Here is a 17,424-nt window from a genome sequence, read left to right as displayed (position 1 = left end):
CCATGAGTAAGATTTTTGCATTACTATGCGGCATATTATTTGGTATCGGATTAACAGTCGCACAAATGGTTGACCCTAATAAGGTGATAAACTTTCTCGACCTTTTTGGATATTGGGATGCAAGCCTAGCGTTTGTCATGGGCGGCGCACTTGTTATTTATATAATCGGTTATCAATTTATCGTCAAAAACCAGCAACAGCCAAAATGCGCCGCAGAATTCGATTTACCAACAAACACCAAAGTAGATAAAAAACTGATAATTGGCTCAGCCACTTTTGGCCTTGGTTGGGGAATTTCAGGAATTTGTCCAGGCCCTGCAATTAGCAATCTTACCTCCGGTGACTTAAAAATCTTTGGTTTTTTATTCACAATGCTTATAGGAATGCTTGTCGCTGAAAAATTGTCGCAAAAAAGCGGCTAAAATCGCTAAATGTCGGGAAAAACGAAACAAAATAGAAACTGTTGATAAGTTGGACAAAATGTCCAACTTTTTTTTTACACTAACGATTAATTGTTCAAACAACTCACAGTACAATTTATTGTACATAAGTAAAATAAAGTCATTAGTTACTGATATCACTGGTAATCGTTAAGTTCATTTGCAAATTAACAATAGTTTTGAGCATATTTCAACTACCTCTTTAAGCATAAATTAAAACTAACAGCGAAGCCTTTAGTTATATTGGCCTGCAGCGCTCCCCTTATTTAGCTTATAAATACTATTTTTGCTCATATTTGGTGCAACCTTTAAAATATTAAGCTAAACAATCAGCTTTTTGTATAAATTTAAAGAATTCACTTTGCGTAAACTATCAAGCTAAAAAAGTTGGCATATTTTTCGCTACAATGTGATTTTTTGAAAGATTTACGGTCGCAAAATCCTGTGGATAACTATGTTAATAAAAAGTAAAGTTCAATGATAATAAACCTTTGCAAGGAGCTAGCATAACTTTATTACAAAATTATGAAATGTTTCACCGTAGTTTCACAAGTTTTCTAGACAAAAAGCAGAGTTTTACACAGAAACGGTGGATAACTTTTCTGACCCCTTATTTTTACTAGGCTAATTTTTTGCAAGCTCTTTTTTTAACTTTTTTTTAAATTTTTTTTACAAATAATTTTGCAGCTTTTTTGATAAAAATTTATGATGAGTGTAATTATCTAAACAACCAAATATGAATATGAAAACAGCGTTAGTTTTTGGTGCATCGGGGTTAACTGGTCAGCACTGTTTAATGCAATTATTGGCAAGTAGCAAATATGAGTCGGTTACTATTTTTGTGCGAAAGAAACTTGCGATATCTCACCCAAAACTGGTTCAGCACGAAATTAAATTTGATGATTTAGCATCTGTTTCATCAGCTTTTAACGTCGATCACGTATATTGCTGCTTAGGCACAACCATAAAAAAAGCAGGGACTAAATCAGCGTTTAAAGCAATAGATTTAGACTTGGTAGTTCAGATAGCTAAGCTATCGAAGCAGCATGCAGTTGAATGCTTTAGTGTCATTTCAAGTATAGGCGCAGATAAAGGCTCATTGTCTTTCTATACTTCAATTAAAGGGCAAATGGAACAAGCGTTAATTGCAATTGGGTTAAACAAGTTAATTATCGCTAGACCTAGCTTATTATTAGGTGAACGAAAAGAACAACGTCTTTTAGAACATCTATCCATTAGATTGTGTAAGGTACTTAGTTGGCTTTTTATCGGCTCTTTGGCTAAGTACAAAGCAATCGAAGCGAAGTCAGTAGCAAAAGCCCTGATTGTATACGCAAATAAAGAGAACAACAGCAATGAGTGCGTGCATATCGTTGAAAATGATGAATTGATGTTAACAGGCAATCGTTAATATTAAAAAGTCAGAGCCAGTATTTTAATAATGAGGCTCTGACTTTTCTATTTAGTGTTGCAGTATGTGTAACAAGCCCCTTTAAGCGCAAACTATAAAGAACTTATATCAATACTAGGCGTTATGCTCAGCTAACAACGCGATCATATTGTCTTCGCTAAGTATGTTAATCCCGAGATCTGTTGCCTTAGCTAATTTTGAACCTGCTTTTTCGCCAGCAACAAGGTAATCGGTTTTCGCAGAAACACTGCCAGACACTTTTGCGCCAAGTAATTGTAATTTAGCTTTCGCTTCACTTCGGCCCATCTGACTTAAAGTCCCGGTTAATACGAAGATTTTGTCTTTTAGCGGTAATTCATCATCGGCCTTAACTTCAATTTCAGGCCAGTTAACACCTGCACTAATCAAGTTATCTACGATCTGTTGATTATGCTCTTCAGCAAAAAAACTAACGATATTTTTAGCGACAATAACACCAACATCACTAACATTTTGCAGCGCTTCTACATCTGCTTGTTTTAACGCCTCTATGGTTAAAAAATGCATCGCTAGGTTATTGGCGGTCGCTTCCCCTACTTCTCTAATACCAAGAGAATAAATAAAACGTGGTAGCGTTGTTCGTTTCGCTTTTTCTAATGACGCAACAACATTTTGAGCTGATTTAAGCCCCATGCGTTCAAGTGTTGTTAGTTGCGTTTCATTTAGATGAAATAACTCAGCAGGTGTTCTGATCAACTTCTCATCAACCAATTGTTCAACGAGCTTATCACCAAGGCCATCGATATCTAACGCTTTACGAGATGAAAAATGCTTTATTGCTTCTTTACGCTGCGCTTCACAGAATAACCCTGCTGTACATCGTAATACCGCTTCCCCTTCCTCTCGTTTCACCGTTGAATCACATACAGGACAAGAATCAGGAAAGTGGATATCAACCGCGTCATCGCCACGGCTATCGAGTACCACGCTAACAACCTGTGGGATCACGTCACCCGCTCGGCGAATGATAACGGTATCGTTAATTTTTAAGCCCAAACGATTGATTTCATCTTGATTATGCAAAGTCGCGTTACTTACCGTTACACCACCAACAAACACAGGTTGTAAACGGGCAACTGGCGTAATCGCTCCGGTTCTACCAACTTGAAATTCTACATCAAATAATTTAGTAAGCTCTTCTTGCGCTGGAAACTTATAGGCTGTTGCCCAACGAGGTGCTCTAGCAACAAAACCAAGGGTTTCTTGGTCGGCAATATTATCGACTTTAAGAACAACACCGTCTATTTCATAACTAAGCTGTTCGCGACGCTCTAGAATATCTTTATAGAATGCATCACAGTAACTTTGGTCATCGAGTAACTTAATTTCCGGACACATAGGCAACCCAAGTTCTTTAACTTGAACTAGACGCTGATAATGACTCGCTGCCAACCATTGTGGTTCGTTTACAAATCCTAAACCATAAGCATAAAAAGCAAGATTTCGCTTGGCGGTGATCTTGGAATCCAATTGACGTAAGCTACCAGCGGCGGCATTCCTCGGATTAGCAAAAGCTTTTTCGCCTTTTTTAATTGCTTGCTCGTTCAGTGCTTCAAAGCTTGCTTTTGGCATAAACACTTCGCCGCGCACTTCTAGAATACTTGGATAGTTTTCCCCACGAAGTCTTAACGGGATCGAGTTTATTGTACGAACATTTTCAGTAATATTTTCGCCAGTTTTACCGTCACCTCGAGTAGCGGCTTGCACTAACACACCATTTTCGTATCTAAGACTTACCGCTAAGCCATCAAGTTTGGGTTCAGCACAAAATTTAATAGCCTGACTATCACTTAGCTTATCGGTTATACGTTTTACAAATGCTTGCCACTCGTCCTCACTAAACACATTATCTAGCGATAACATTGGCATTTGATGCTCTACTTGGGTGAATGACTTTAACGCTTCACCGCCGACCTTTTGACTTGGTGAATCAAGCTGCATTAATTCTGGGTGTTGCTGCTCCAACGCCTGCAATTCACGCATCAAACGATCGTAGTGTGCATCTGGAACCGTCGGTTCATCAAGCACATAATATTGATAATTATAATCGTTTAGTTGTTGGCTTAAACTAGAGATAGACTGCTTAATTGATTCAAGATCATTATTTTGTTCAGACATAGTAATTACATTCACAATAGAAGATTCACTAAAGAAAAAGCCTCAGTAAAGAGGCTTCATATACTTTAAAACGTTTTTAATACCCTGCGAGACGACACTTACGGTCAAATTCACGGATACGGGTAAGGTAATGTTGTTCAGTTTGTTTGGTCATCACACTGCGCTGACCATCTAATACTTGTCCGCCGAATTCATCAGCAACTTGCTTAGCAGCGGATAGCATTTTCTTAAACACTTTCGCCGGCTCTTGTGCATTTGGCAAAGTCATAAACAAAGTTATGCCTTTGGTTGAAAAGTTTTCCATATTATCTAAATCAAAGGTTCCTGGATTGACCATATTCGCCAATGAGAAAGTAATTTTGCCATTACCAGCATTATCTTCATGGCGATGGAAAATATCCATATCACCAAACTTTAAACCTAATGTTAATAATGACGGCAATAACGCTGCGCCAGGGATCATTTGATTATCAGCAACGACAACAGACAGAGCTAACACTTCCTGCTCTATCTCTTTTTTAGATATTTCATCATCAAAATCTAGTGCCATCTGATCACGCTTTAATTCTGCTTTGGTTGGACGTTTGGCTTTAGGTTTAGGCTTTGCTTTACTCTCGGCTTTTACTAGTGCTTCTCGTTCAGCAACAATTGGCTCTGTAACAGGTTCTTGTGCCGCTGCTTCGTCAATAACAGGCTCTTCAAAGACAGGTTCAATAAACACAGGCTCCTCAAATACTGGCTCTTCGAATACTGGTGTGTCTATTGTAGGTGCTTGTTGGCTTTGCTCTTCTGCATTAGAAACTTCAACGGCTTGTTCAACAACAGGTTCGCCGGCAACGACTTCACCTAACGTCGGCTCTATAGAAGGCTCTTTATCCGGCACACTTAAATCTACTACTTGCTCTACTTGCGTGTGATTTTGTTCAAATTGAGCAATATCTTCTTTGGTTACGATTTCTTCATCGTCTAAAACTGGCGGTGGTGTTTCTTTAAAGAAAGGCTCTTCGTCTGGCTCAACAATACTTGGCACAGGGCGAGGTTTACTCACGCCAACTTGATCAAAACCTTGAGGATCGAAATTTCGTTCAAGTTCACTTTCGTCAATTTCATTGTCAACTTTTCTAGATTTCAATTTTATTGGGTTTTTGCCGCCTTTATGAATTTTTGAGCGACCATGAAAATAGATACCAATAATAACAATGGCACTTATGATGATTAAAATGAGTCTAAAATTTACTTCCATTACCAAGCCTGCTTATACTGCTTCTGCCATCGCGACTGCTTCATCAATATCTACGGCTACCATGCGTGAAACTCCAGGTTCAAACATAGTGACACCAGTTAAATGTGAAGCCATCTCCATAGCTATTTTATTATGACTTATATAGATAAACTGAACGCTTTGAGACATTTCTTCGACCAGTTTACAAAAACGATTCACATTTGCGTCATCAAGTGGCGCGTCTACTTCATCAAGCATACAAAATGGCGCCGGATTCAAACGGAAAATCGCAAATACCAATGATAATGCGGTTAGCGCTTTTTCGCCACCTGAAAGTAGGTGAATCGTACTATTTTTTTTGCCTGGCGGTCGAGCCATGATTGTTACACCGGTATCGAGTAAATCTTCTCCGGTTAAGTCAAGGTAGGCGCTACCACCACCAAACACCTTTGGAAACAGTACTTTTAGATCACTGTTTACCTGTTCAAAGGTATCTTTAAATCTTTGTCTGGTTTCTTTATCTATTTTATTTATTGCAGCTTCTAATGTACTTAGCGCTGCTTCAAGATCGTCATTTTGACTATCTAAAAATTCTTTTCGTTGTGATTGCTGTTCAAACTCATCAATCGCCGCTAAATTAATCGCCCCTAATTGCGAAATGCTTTTATTCACTCTGGCTAATTTAACTTGCCATTGCGACTCTTTTGCACTTTCAGGCAAACATTCAAGAACCTGTTCAAGAGTTTGCTGCATTTCGGACAATTGCTCAAGTATTGTTTTACTACGAACACGATAATTTTCAGCTTCCACTTGGATTAATGCCAACTTATCACGGCAATTGCTTATACTTTCGACAACATTATGCTGACCAATATTAAATTCATCAATTTGCGCATTGGATTTAGCCATACTTTGATGCAGTAATTGAATATCATTATCAAGCGTTGTCGATTGTTCTAATAATTGTTGTAACTGCTGTTTTTTGCTATCAAGTGGTTGCTCGATTTCATCTTGCTGTTTAAGCAGTTTTTGCTGCTGTTGACTTAGCTCATCTAACTGTTGTTGCTCACGGGTAATGCTGACTTCTACAGAGTGTTTTTGCGTGCTCGCGCGCTCTATGGCAAGTTTGAATTGCTGAACACGCTCTTGTATTTCGCTGCGTTGCTCTACCTTTTGACTATTCTTCGATGCCAGCTCTTGTTTTTGTTTCAGCAGTTTTTCTTCTGCTGATGAATTTGGTTTCTGATTTTGAAAGCGTTTTTGCTGCGTTAACAGTATCTCTAGCTGGGCGCTATCGCTCACTAGTGACTGCTCAATATCAGAAAGTTGTTGAGCCAATGTTTTCGATAGGTTTAACTTTTGCTCTAATTCATTTTCTAAGTAACTTACGTGTTGTCGTTGTTTTTCCGCATCAAGCTGGCTGGTTTGTAGATGCTGTCTAAGATGACGATTTTCACTTTCAACAGCTTTCAATTCAATCTCTCGCTGTTCAAGCTGTCGTTGATAAAGCGTTAGTTCATTGCTGACATTAGATTTTTCAATGGCGATAGTTTTAAGTTCGTTTTCTCTTTCTAACGCACCACTTTGCTCATTTAAACTACCTTTGCGATACCACTTTTTGCTAAACCAAACCCCGTGTTTACAAATTACTGATTGCTCTGCCGTTAAGCTCGGTAATATAGCTCTAGCACTGGCTTCATCTTTGGCTACAAATATATTGTTTAACAAATAATTAAATGGGTGTTGACCAGAGACTTGCTCAGCTAAAGTACCTGGTTTAATTGCTTTTTTATCAGGGTTTTCGGACATTTTATTATCGACAGAAATAATAGCTGCAGACGCTAACCCTATTTGTTCGAGCATTTGAGCAGACAGCTGCTCAATACAGTTAGCATTGAGCCAATAGCCCAAAGCCATCTCAACAGCTAACTCCCAACCCGATGACACCGTTAACTGTTTAAGCAGTGTTGTCGAATCATTAAAACCTAATTGCTGCAAATGCTGCTGTTGCGCAACTTGCCAATCAGCCTTTTTGTCATTTAGCTCAGTTAATAAATCTTGTTTTGACTCAAGATTTTGATGCATCATTTTGCCGTCATTAAATGATTGAGTCGCTACTTCAAGTGCTTCTTTTGCCGTTAAAAGGTTTGCATCACTTAGTGCCAGTTGTTCATTAGCATCACTAACTAAAATATCTTGCTCGTCTAAAATGTTTCTTGCCTTGCTCAAATCATCAGACAATTGCTCAAGGTCAATTGCTTGCTTTTGTTGTTGCAAAGCGATGCATTGCTGCTTTGTCTTAGCCAGTAAATCTTGCCCGAGTTTGATTTTTTCAGCGATTAAACTGCGTTCATTTTCTTCCGTCATCTGTTGTTGCAAAAAGATGTTGTAATCGGCTTGCCATGATTCCAGCTTTAGCTGCAACTGTGCAATATCTTGTTCACATTGAGCTAATTGTTGTTCACTAGAGCTTAACTCAGGAGTTACTTGTAGTAATTTCACCGCTAGCTCTTTTTGCGTTTGTTGGTGTGAATTTAAATGTTGTTTGGTACTGTTATAATTCGACGTTATCCGCTGTATATCGTCCTTTATCGATAATTTTCGTTGTTGGCTGTGTTTAAGATCTTGCTCAATGTGCGATATTTTTGCGGTAATCGATAATTTTTGCTGCTGTTGTTTGGCTAATTGATCGCCATCTTTATCTTGATTTTCACGCGCCTGAACAATCGCCAGTTCGGCCTCACGCTGCTTTGCAACCCACGACTCTAATTCAGTGTTTAGTTTGAGCTGTTGTTTATTAAAGCCATCTACTTTGCTTTGATACTTTAAGTATTTTAATACCGCTAATTCGGCTCTTAATTTACGCTCTTCCGCTTTTAGCGACTTAAATCGAATTGCAGCTTGAGACTGACCATGTAAGTGCTCTAGTTGAGTTGCAAGTTCTTGTCTTATATCTGCTAAGCGAGTCAAGTTTTCTCGGGTATGACGAATACGAGTTTCAGTATCTCGACGACGTTCTTTGTATTTAGATACACCGGCGGCTTCTTCAATAAACACTCGCAGTTCTTGCGGTTTAGATTCAATTAATTTCGAAATAGTGCCCTGCTCAATGATTGCGTAGCTTCGTGGACCTAAACCAGTGCCTAAAAATATGTCGGTAATATCTTTACGGCGACATTTTGAACCATTGAGAAAGTAAGTGTTTTGCGAATCTCGATTGACCACACGGCGAATGGATATTTCATTTCTATCAGCCATCGAGCCGGTGATTCGATGGTCGCTATTATCAAACAACAATTCGACACTCGCTTGGCCTACCGGTTTACGGGCCGATGAACCGTTAAAGATAACATCGGTCATACTATCGCCACGCAGGTTCTTAGCGGAGCTCTCACCTAACACCCAACGCACAGCATCGATTATATTAGACTTACCACAACCATTAGGCCCGACAATAGCCGTCATCTTCTGTGGAAATGGCACCGTAGTGAGATCGACAAAAGATTTAAAACCAGCAAGTTTGATTTGTTTTAAGCGCATTTATTCAATGAGTAATCGTATTAATTAGTATTGTTATTTTATTGACCAAACCAGCGGCTCTAAGAGACGATAACGATGTGTTCTGGTCTTAGTTATTACCATATCAAATATATTCATGGTTTGTAACATAAAAGCAGTAGGTAATTATTGGCAAATTGCTTACAATTATTCATTATCTATATTACTTGTAATAAAGTTTTATACTTTATATAAAAATGGAGTTTTAAATTGCGAGACGATTTAGTGTATACATCATCAACAAATTTACATGAACCAATTGCTAAAAGCGGTGCGGGATACTTTGTTAAAGGGTTTTCATTAATCAAAACCAAGGGAATTCGTCGCTTCGTATTTATCCCTTTAATGGTAAATTTAATATTATTCTCTTTCGCATTTTATTATCTAACCTTATACATTAACGAATGGGTAGTAGCGTTTGAGAATTGGTTACCAGACTTCTTCAAATGGCTCACCTATATTGCCATCCCAGTATTATATTTTACTGCCCTAGTCTGTTTTTCATTTTTATTTTCTACCGTCGCAAATTGGCTTGCTGCGCCCTTTAACGGTCTACTTAGTGAAAAGATGGAACGCTTATTAACAGGAAAATCTATTGATGACGGTGGTTTTATGGATGTGATAAAAGATATCCCACGAACCTTAGCCAGAGAATGGCGAAAATTAGTTTATTACTTACCGCGCGCTATTGGGTTCTTCATTATATTATGGTTTATCCCTTTTGTTGGCCAAGTCATATGGTTTGCATTTGTGGCTTGGATGATGGCAGTACAATATTGTGACTACCCGTTTGACAATCACAAAGTAGGCTTTGATGAAATGCGACTCAAATTGGCCGAACATAAAGGCAAGAGCTTTAGTTTTGGCTTAACCGTAACCTTATTTGCCATGATCCCGGTGATAAACCTAGTTGTAATGCCTGTCGCTATATGTGGCGCAACAGCGATGTGGGTTGATCATTTAAGAAAAGACTATACCTAGGTCGCCACCTTAAATATAAGCCTTTTATTGCTAACTATTTGTACCGGTTAAACCCGGTACAAAAATCAATTACCTCAACAAGATTACCTAACGGCCTTATACGGGTTATTTAATGTTATGTTTTTCTGCCATACGTTTAGCAAATAAGCGGGCAAAAAGTGGTGCGGCATTTTCATCCATATTAAAATACAAAGACGGTTCAATAAGCTCAGCTTCCATCATCGCAAATTCGTCACCCAATCGAACAAAATCGACTCGCGCATACATAGGTATTTCATTAAGCTGCTTTATTGCGTGGCTTGCTTGTTGCTTTAACTTACTTTCTGGCTCAATAAGAGTTAAGCGTCCACCATGTTCCTCTTGTACTCTAAAGTCACCGTTTTTAGGCGTTTTCAAAATACTGTGGCTATAAACACCATCAAAGTAGAAACAGGAGAACTCTCCTTCAGTGATAACACTTTCAATAAAAGGTTGCGCCATGAACTCTCGACGTTCAAATGCTTTGCTTAACTCAGTAGTAAAATCTTTATAATTTTGTTTTGTTAACCAAAAGGTATTATCGGCATTGGCTGATACATTTGGTTTCAATACGATTTGATCAACATTAAAATGTTCAAAGTAGCCTGCTACATCGGCACTGTTAAATTGCGTTAAAAATAAGGTTGGCACAATCGTAACGCCTGAGGATTGTAATTCTTGCAGATAGTTTTTGTTGATATTCCAGCGAACGATATCAATATTGTTTTCCAATATCGCGGTTGAGTCTTCAATTTGCTGCAACACGTTTAAAAATAGCGTAGCATCTTCTTGGTAATCCCACGGTGTGCGGATCAGTACGACATCATAATTATCCCAACACACACCGTCTTTTCGCCAAGAGACGAGCTCTGTTTGCCAGCCGAGTGTCTTAAGAGGTTGATCAAGTAAGTGATCATACGCTTCAAAATCATCGAGACAATCCATAGTAAGCACTGCGCATTTTTTTAAATTAGACAAAATAGTTCCAAAATTGATAATAAACTTGACGTTATAGTACGAAAAACTTTAAATTAAATGAAGAAGATAACAAAAAGAAACTATTCATGACTGTTAAAAAATCAATTATCGCCATTAGCTTGTGTTGTTTATCAACAATTGCCTTCGCTGAAACCGCAAATACACCCCCTGAAAATGCCAACGTGGCAGAGTCGGTGGTAACTGTCGAGTTAGCAACCGTTGAAGGTGCGCAAGTATTTTCAAAATTTGATGACAAATACCCAGCGATGGTCAACTATTTTACTAAAAATAGTTTTGCCCAAATCCAAGAGTTTTATCAAAACCAATACGGCGCGCCAGTATCGGAACAAACTCAATACGGTCGTTTAGAGCTAAAATATCAGCACATGAACCATAACATCAGAGTAATTGTGGCCAAGCAAAATAACCACCGAGAAGTTGACGTTATTGTTGAACAGGAAAAAGCGGAAGAAGCAAATACAGTTGCTGAGCAATAGCGTTCAAATAAAACTCATTAATTAAGAAACTGTTAGCAACAGTTTTTCTTTTCGCAGTGACTCCAAAGGTGTGATAAAGGAATTTGTGAAACAAAAAGGGACTCATAGTTTAACTATGAGTCCCTTTTTACGTTAGCTGTTTACTCTAGCCATTTAAGTTAGCTTTAAACTAATTTATAAACTAGGCAACTATTACTTAGTAGGATATAGAATATCGCCAACGGTACCTTGTGCTAGTGGATGATAGCCCGGTTTTGCGACCGTAAACACTTTTTGCGCGAATGCTAACCCTTCTTCACTTTCTGCTAATTTTCTATATAGCGGCACAATCAGCTTGCGACGGCCTATTGAAATTAAGTACTGCTCTAATTGTGGTGTGATTACATCATAACCAGTGTTTAATGCTAGTAGATACCAGGCATGGGCAATTTCCGCATTTGTACTTGTGGTTAGTTTAAATGCCTGGTCAAGGTCAGCCATCTTACTGTTATCTAAATCGCGGTCTAAACCATTTATAAAGTATAACCACTCATGCACAGTCCAATTACTGGTAGGGATATCAGTTAAGCTAATGTCACCTTTATTCCATTGTGCAGAATAATTATCTACTTTAGTAAACACATCCGACTGAGGTGCAGGTACAGACTCTGGTAATCCTTGGCCAAATACCCACTCGTTGATTTCTTCCTGACTAACAATACCAGGGTATTTATTAATTAGGTGTTGATTTAAATACGTTAAAAAATCATCTGTGCCAATTGACTGAAAACTAAAATGATTAAAGTAACTTAAAACAAATGGATCAAACTTATCACGACCAAAACTCTGCTCTAAGAACATTAGAAATAACTGACCTTTGACGTACGGTACACCACTAAACGCAGCATCAGGATCGCGTCCTTGCAGGTCGAGGAATAAAACAGTGTCATTGGCAGGCAAATCTTCAATGTCGCCATGTAAATCGGCAACGCCTAACACTTGCTCCATTACCGCACGCTCGTCGCCAAATACTTCTTCCATAATGCGATTTTCTACGTAAGAGGTGAAACCTTCATTTAACCAAAGGTCACGCCAGCTTTCATTGGTCACTAAATTACCTGACCATGAATGTGCTAATTCATGGGCAATAAGGTTAACTAAAGATTTATCGCCGGCAACAACTGTTGGAGTAATAAATGATAGACGTGGGTTCTCCATACCACCGAATGGGAAGCTTGGCGGTAGAATTAGTAGATCATAACGCCCCCAGCGATACTCACCGTACAATTTTTCAGATGCAGTGATCATCGCTTGCGTATCATTAAATTCTGCGGCTGACGCATCTAAAATATAAGCTTCCGCATATACGCCAGTTTGTTCGCTCATAGCCTTAAACTCTAGGTCTCCAACACCAATAGCGATCAAATACGGTGGGATTGCTTGTGGCATTGAGAAGAAATAGTCACCATCTTTCTTTGTGTCAGGTTCATTGTTTGCGCTCATCACCGCTAATAACGTTTTATCAGTGCGAATGCGAGCTGTATAGGTTAAACGAACTGCTGGTGTATCTTGGATAGGTATCCAACTACGAGCGTGAATAGCCTGATTTTGGCTAAACATGAACGGATGCTTTTTGCCAGCAGTTTGAGCTTCGGATAGCCATTGTAAACCTGATGCTTTTTCCGTTGACTGATAATATACTCGTATAGTCTTAGCTTGGAAACCTGGGTCAATGGTTAACTTGGCCCCCATTACATCATCGCGTTTAGCCAAATCGTAATTTACTGCTTTCCAAGTATTGATAGATGTTTTCACCATCACTCGCTCGATCACAAGATCGCGAGTATCTAACATCACTTTGGTTGTGTCCGCAGTTAACCAATTTAATTCAAGATCAGCAAATCCAACCAATGCCTTATTGTCAAAATCAACGTTCAGATCAAGATAAACGTGTTTTACTTTCACTTGGTCATAGTTAGCATAAGTTAAGTCATCGTTTACTTTAGCGCTAACCAATGCACTGCTCAGTAGTGCACTACTCATTAACGTAACGGCAATCATTAAACGTGCAAATGATTTAATCATAAATTTTCCTAAAAAATTAAAAAGCAAATTTGTTCAATTGATATTTGTGTTAATAAACATAGTAAAACATCAGTAACTGAACAAAGATTTGTTATTATATATCGCGGCTAAGTTTACAGTGCTGCATGGATGAGTCAATCATCGCTCAAATAATTAATCTAACATTTGGCGCAACAGTAACCACAAGAAGGTAAATATTTCATTACAGACAAATTTTACCACCATAAACATTATTTCAGTTTGGTATCGTTAGAGAATTCTGCGATAATCGCCCCACTATTCTTGAGTAAAGTTAAAACATGACCGACGTTAAAACAGAAAATACTAAATCTATATTTGCGCAACGATTTCGCGGCTATTACCCCGTCGTCATTGATGTTGAAACAGCAGGATTTAATGCCAATACAGATGCTTTATTAGAGATGGCCGCGAGTGTCTTACATATGGATGAAGATACCGGCTTATTATCTATTAAAGAAACGATTCACTTTAACGTCTCGCCGTTCGAAGGTGCTAATTTAGAACAATCTGCATTAGATTTTACTGGAATTGATCCTTATAACCCATTGCGTGCTGCGGTCGAAGAAGATGAAGCATTAAAAACAATGTTCAAACGAGTACGCAAAGAAATGAAGCACTATGGTTGCCAAAGAGCTATCATGGTAGCCCATAATGCCGCCTTTGATTTAGGCTTTGTTAATGCAGCGACGGAGCGTTGCAATATCAAGCGCAGTCCTTTCCATCCATTTGCCAGTTTTGATACAGCCACCCTTGCTGGGCTTGCTCTTGGTCAAACTGTATTAGCAAAAGCCTGTATGAGTGCAAATATAGATTTTAACAATAAAGAAGCGCATTCAGCGCTTTACGATACCGAAAAAACGGCAGAGCTATTTTGCTATATCGTCAATAAATGGCAGCAACTCGGTGGTTGGCCATTAGCAGCTAATGACGATGAAAGTGATCTTGCTATGAATGATAAAGAAAGCTCGAAAAGCGTCGAATAACTCATTTCAATCAAAAGTTTATTAACTTAAAAAAAGAAAGGCTAGTTGTTTTATAAACAACAAGCTTTTTATTCTAAAAGTAAAAGTCGAATTCAGTCAGATTTATGGGTGAAATTTTTTCCTAGCTTTACCGGGTTAATTCTTGCTTGGTGTCGCATTATCAGGTTTTTTATTGCGATTAAAGCAAGCAGTAATCCTACTGCTAACACCCAGGCTTGCTGGCTGTATTTAATTATTGCGGCAAAAATTGCTAAGAACAAAAACGGGTAAAACTCGTAGATTAGCTGCGGTATCTTGAAATGATTTAATGTCTGTAAAATTCTATTTTTACGGCGATGATCAGAACGTTTTATCCAAATTACGGCGGCAGCTAGATAGAGTATGGAAGATGCAAATATCGCGATGAATGAGTTTTGAGTATAAAAGACATATGCAGCAAGTGCTACATACAAAAACGGCGTTTTCTCATATAAAGATTTACTTAGGTACATTGCTTCATTCCGTCGAGCTAATTAGTTTTTTATCCAGTGTCAGAGTTTGCTTGATTAAGTAGTTTACAAAACTTTCAAACTCATAAAAACATCCCATTCCCTCATTATATCGATTAAATATAATGAAAGTTGATTATATAAAACTATGGCAAAATTTCAATCTAAAGCCACAAATAATGTTAAACAATTGTTAATGAATTTCTGTTTGAACTATGAGCATTTACTTAGCGATACCTATACCTATAGCATCATCACCCTATTTCACATTGAGGCATAAAAAAAACGCTCGATACAAGTATCGAGCGCTTCAATTATAAGTGACTCACCGGTAAATGATGGCGAGTCCAATCAACGTTAACGAGTATTATAACTTGTCAGCGTTGTCGTTAAGGTAAGATGCAACACCATCTGGGCTAGCAGTCATACCTGCATCACCTTTGTTCCAACCAGCTGGACAAACTTCGCCGTGATCTTGGTGGAATTGTAATGCGTCGATCATACGTAACATTTCGTCAACGTTACGACCTAGAGGAAGATCATTTACTACTTGGTGACGTACGTTGCCTTCTTCATCAATTAAGAATGAACCACGAAATGCAACGCCAGCACCTGGATGCTCAACATCGTATGCTTGACAGATTTCATGTTTAACATCAGCAACTAAAGTGTATTTAACTGGACCAATACCACCTTCGTTTACTGGAGTGTTACGCCATGCATTGTGTGAGAATTGAGAATCAATTGATACACCAATTACTTCAACGCCGCGGCTTTTGAATTCTTCAATACGGTGATCGAAAGCTATTAACTCTGAAGGACATACGAAAGTAAAATCTAGTGGGTAGAAAAATACTACCGCTTTTTTACCTTTAATTGTTTCAGTTAAGTTGAAGTTATCAACAATTTCACCAGTACCTAATACTGCTGCTGCTGTGAAGTCTGGTGCTGGACGACCTACTAATACACTCATATTTTTCTCCGTTATGGTTTTGTATTTATTGGAGTAATGGCTTTGCCATTACCTAACATTAATTTTTTGTTAAAGCGTTTACTTATTCAGCGTCTTTAAATTTATCTGCCGTTTCTTTTATAAGAGGTTGCAATTCACCTTGTTGGTACATTTCCATTATGATGTCACAACCACCAATTAGCTCGCCTTCAACCCATAGTTGAGGGAACGTTGGCCAATTAGCATACTTTGGTAATTCGGCTCTAATTTCCGGGTTTAATAAAATATCAACATAAGCAAACTTTTCGCCACATGCCATTAATGCCTGAGACGCTTGTGATGAAAAACCACAGCTTGGTAATTTTGGAGAACCTTTCATGAAGAGAAGGATTGGGTTTTCAGAAATTTGTTGCTTGATTTTGTCAATTGTTTCCATAGATTCCTCGATTATTCGATAGGCAGACATACCGTTATATATCTAGATTGGGCATTTTACGTTTATTTCAACATTAAGAACAATAAATTTATCGTAATGTTTATCAGGTTTTTTCGATTAGTTGCAATAATTTTTTCGATTAGGCTTATGCTGCTATTAATTAACGTCTTTCTTTGAGCCATAAAATAAGGAGCCTAATGGCTCCTTATTCACTAATTAATTATATATTCGGTTTATATTAATTGGCGAGCTCGCTTAAAACATCACCTTTTAGCTCGTTCCATACTTTTGCTGACTCAACACCGTAATTACGCACCGCAACAACCGATTCATTAAATTGATTATTAGATGCAAGTTCGATTAATGACTTATAAAACTCTAATGTTAGCGCTCTCGCTTCTTCATTAGCAAAATACAAACCGCCTAAACGTGAGTATAAATTTTTAAAACCATTTAAAACCAATACATATATAGGGTTATTCGACGCTAATGCTAAATCGTGATGTAACTGATAATCATTTTCCGCAAACTCTTCGCCATCTTCACTTGCATCCAAACACTTTTTCAGAAGTTCAACTACTTTTTCTGGGTTTGCTTTCACAGCTGCACGGACATAAATAGCACTAATATTAGTACGAGCGGAAAGTAAATTATCTACTAAATCAGGAATACCGGATTGATCCAATTCAGCTAACTTACCTAAGATACTTAATCCACAAGTTTCCCAAAAATCATTAACTTTAGTTGGCTTTCCATGCTGGATAGTTAACCATCCATCTCGCGCTAGACGTTGTAAAACTTCGCGTAACGTAGTTCGTGTAACACCAATGAGTTCCGATAACTCTCGTTCTGCGGGTAAAATCGAACCTGGAGGAAATCCACCATTCCAAATCGACTCTACAATGTATTGTTCGGCAAAACCTGCCGGACTCTGTGCTTTAATTACCATTAATTATTCCAATGTTGGAAGTGTCTGAATTAAGTAAAATTTTTCTTGATTGTTTTCGCTTACTTAAAACTGAGGAAACTTACTCGTTTTAGTAATATAAACTGATTGTACCAGAGTATGTCAAGTAATTATCGAGCAGTTGTAATCAATTAGTCGTAATTAGGCGTTTTTTATCGTAATTAGCTATTTACCGAACGTTGTATAAAGCATAAAATACGCCGCAAAATATTACACATAGAAAAGTTTCAATCAACTTACTCTCAGGGTCA

At 38.1% G+C, this 17,424-nt stretch carries 14 protein-coding genes; 5 read left to right on the top strand and 9 right to left on the bottom strand.

What is annotated here, in order from left to right:
• The first annotated feature begins 2 nt into the window (after window positions 1-2).
• Both LT090_RS07340 and LT090_RS07335 read left to right on the top strand, forming a co-directional pair.
• Window positions 3-422 (top strand): YeeE/YedE family protein, encoded by a 420-nt coding sequence (locus LT090_RS07340; RefSeq protein ID WP_068545284.1) that lies wholly within the window; start codon window positions 3-5, stop codon window positions 420-422.
• Between the two features lie 754 nt (window positions 423-1,176).
• Entirely contained in the window at window positions 1,177-1,851 is a 675-nt protein-coding gene (locus LT090_RS07335; RefSeq protein WP_068545283.1) for an NAD(P)H-binding protein, read from the top strand.
• A 114-nt stretch (window positions 1,852-1,965) separates the two neighbouring features.
• On the opposite strand, the gene ligA is transcribed toward LT090_RS07335, so the two are convergent.
• The 3 genes from ligA to smc all read right to left on the bottom strand — a co-directional run bounded on the left by ligA (window position 1,966) and on the right by smc (window position 8,770).
• Entirely contained in the window at window positions 1,966-4,008 is a 2,043-nt protein-coding gene (gene ligA, locus LT090_RS07330) for an NAD-dependent DNA ligase LigA (protein WP_068545282.1), read from the bottom strand.
• A 76-nt stretch (window positions 4,009-4,084) separates the two neighbouring features.
• On the bottom strand, window positions 4,085-5,251 hold the full coding sequence (zipA, locus tag LT090_RS07325; protein WP_068545281.1) for a cell division protein ZipA: 1,167 nt from the start codon (window positions 5,249-5,251) through the stop codon (window positions 4,085-4,087).
• Window positions 5,252-5,263: 12 nt separating this feature from the next.
• Window positions 5,264-8,770: a chromosome segregation protein SMC gene (smc, locus tag LT090_RS07320; RefSeq protein ID WP_068545280.1), complete on the bottom strand. Its 3,507-nt coding sequence runs from the start codon at window positions 8,768-8,770 to the stop codon at window positions 5,264-5,266.
• A gap of 228 nt (window positions 8,771-8,998) precedes the next feature.
• Here smc and cysZ point away from each other — a divergent pair, with 228 nt between their 5' ends.
• Window positions 8,999-9,769, top strand: a complete 771-nt coding sequence (cysZ, locus tag LT090_RS07315) for a sulfate transporter CysZ (protein ID WP_226996537.1) — start codon at window positions 8,999-9,001, stop codon at window positions 9,767-9,769.
• 105 nt (window positions 9,770-9,874) lie between these two features.
• On the opposite strand, the gene LT090_RS07310 is transcribed toward cysZ, so the two are convergent.
• Complete coding sequence (locus tag LT090_RS07310) at window positions 9,875-10,765, bottom strand: ATP-grasp domain-containing protein (RefSeq protein ID WP_226996535.1); 891 nt, start codon at window positions 10,763-10,765, stop codon at window positions 9,875-9,877.
• Window positions 10,766-10,851: 86 nt separating this feature from the next.
• Here LT090_RS07310 and LT090_RS07305 point away from each other — a divergent pair, with 86 nt between their 5' ends.
• Entirely contained in the window at window positions 10,852-11,262 is a 411-nt protein-coding gene (locus LT090_RS07305) for a hypothetical protein (RefSeq protein ID WP_068545279.1), read from the top strand.
• A gap of 192 nt (window positions 11,263-11,454) precedes the next feature.
• On the opposite strand, the gene LT090_RS07300 is transcribed toward LT090_RS07305, so the two are convergent.
• On the bottom strand, window positions 11,455-13,326 hold the full coding sequence (locus tag LT090_RS07300) for a M1 family metallopeptidase (protein ID WP_068545278.1): 1,872 nt from the start codon (window positions 13,324-13,326) through the stop codon (window positions 11,455-11,457).
• 299 nt (window positions 13,327-13,625) lie between these two features.
• On the opposite strand from LT090_RS07300, the gene rnt reads away from it, so the two are divergent.
• Window positions 13,626-14,330, top strand: a complete 705-nt coding sequence (gene rnt / locus LT090_RS07295) for a ribonuclease T (RefSeq protein ID WP_068545277.1) — start codon at window positions 13,626-13,628, stop codon at window positions 14,328-14,330.
• Between the two features lie 92 nt (window positions 14,331-14,422).
• On the opposite strand, the gene LT090_RS07290 is transcribed toward rnt, so the two are convergent.
• The 4 genes from LT090_RS07290 to fadR form a co-directional block, all read right to left on the bottom strand.
• On the bottom strand, window positions 14,423-14,821 hold the full coding sequence (locus tag LT090_RS07290; protein WP_068545276.1) for a hypothetical protein: 399 nt from the start codon (window positions 14,819-14,821) through the stop codon (window positions 14,423-14,425).
• Window positions 14,822-15,185: 364 nt separating this feature from the next.
• Entirely contained in the window at window positions 15,186-15,791 is a 606-nt protein-coding gene (locus LT090_RS07285; protein ID WP_068545275.1) for a peroxiredoxin, read from the bottom strand.
• 82 nt (window positions 15,792-15,873) lie between these two features.
• Entirely contained in the window at window positions 15,874-16,206 is a 333-nt protein-coding gene (locus LT090_RS07280; RefSeq protein ID WP_068545274.1) for a Grx4 family monothiol glutaredoxin, read from the bottom strand.
• A 238-nt stretch (window positions 16,207-16,444) separates the two neighbouring features.
• On the bottom strand, window positions 16,445-17,155 hold the full coding sequence (gene fadR, locus LT090_RS07275) for a fatty acid metabolism transcriptional regulator FadR (protein WP_068545273.1): 711 nt from the start codon (window positions 17,153-17,155) through the stop codon (window positions 16,445-16,447).
• Between the last annotated feature and the right edge of the window lie 269 nt (window positions 17,156-17,424).

It is taken from the genome of Thalassotalea crassostreae, from assembly GCF_001831495.1.
GTDB lineage: Bacteria > Pseudomonadota > Gammaproteobacteria > Enterobacterales > Alteromonadaceae > Thalassotalea_A > Thalassotalea_A crassostreae.
The sequence above is the reverse complement of the archived record's forward strand: the minus strand, read 5'-3'. Positions and strand labels throughout refer to the sequence as shown.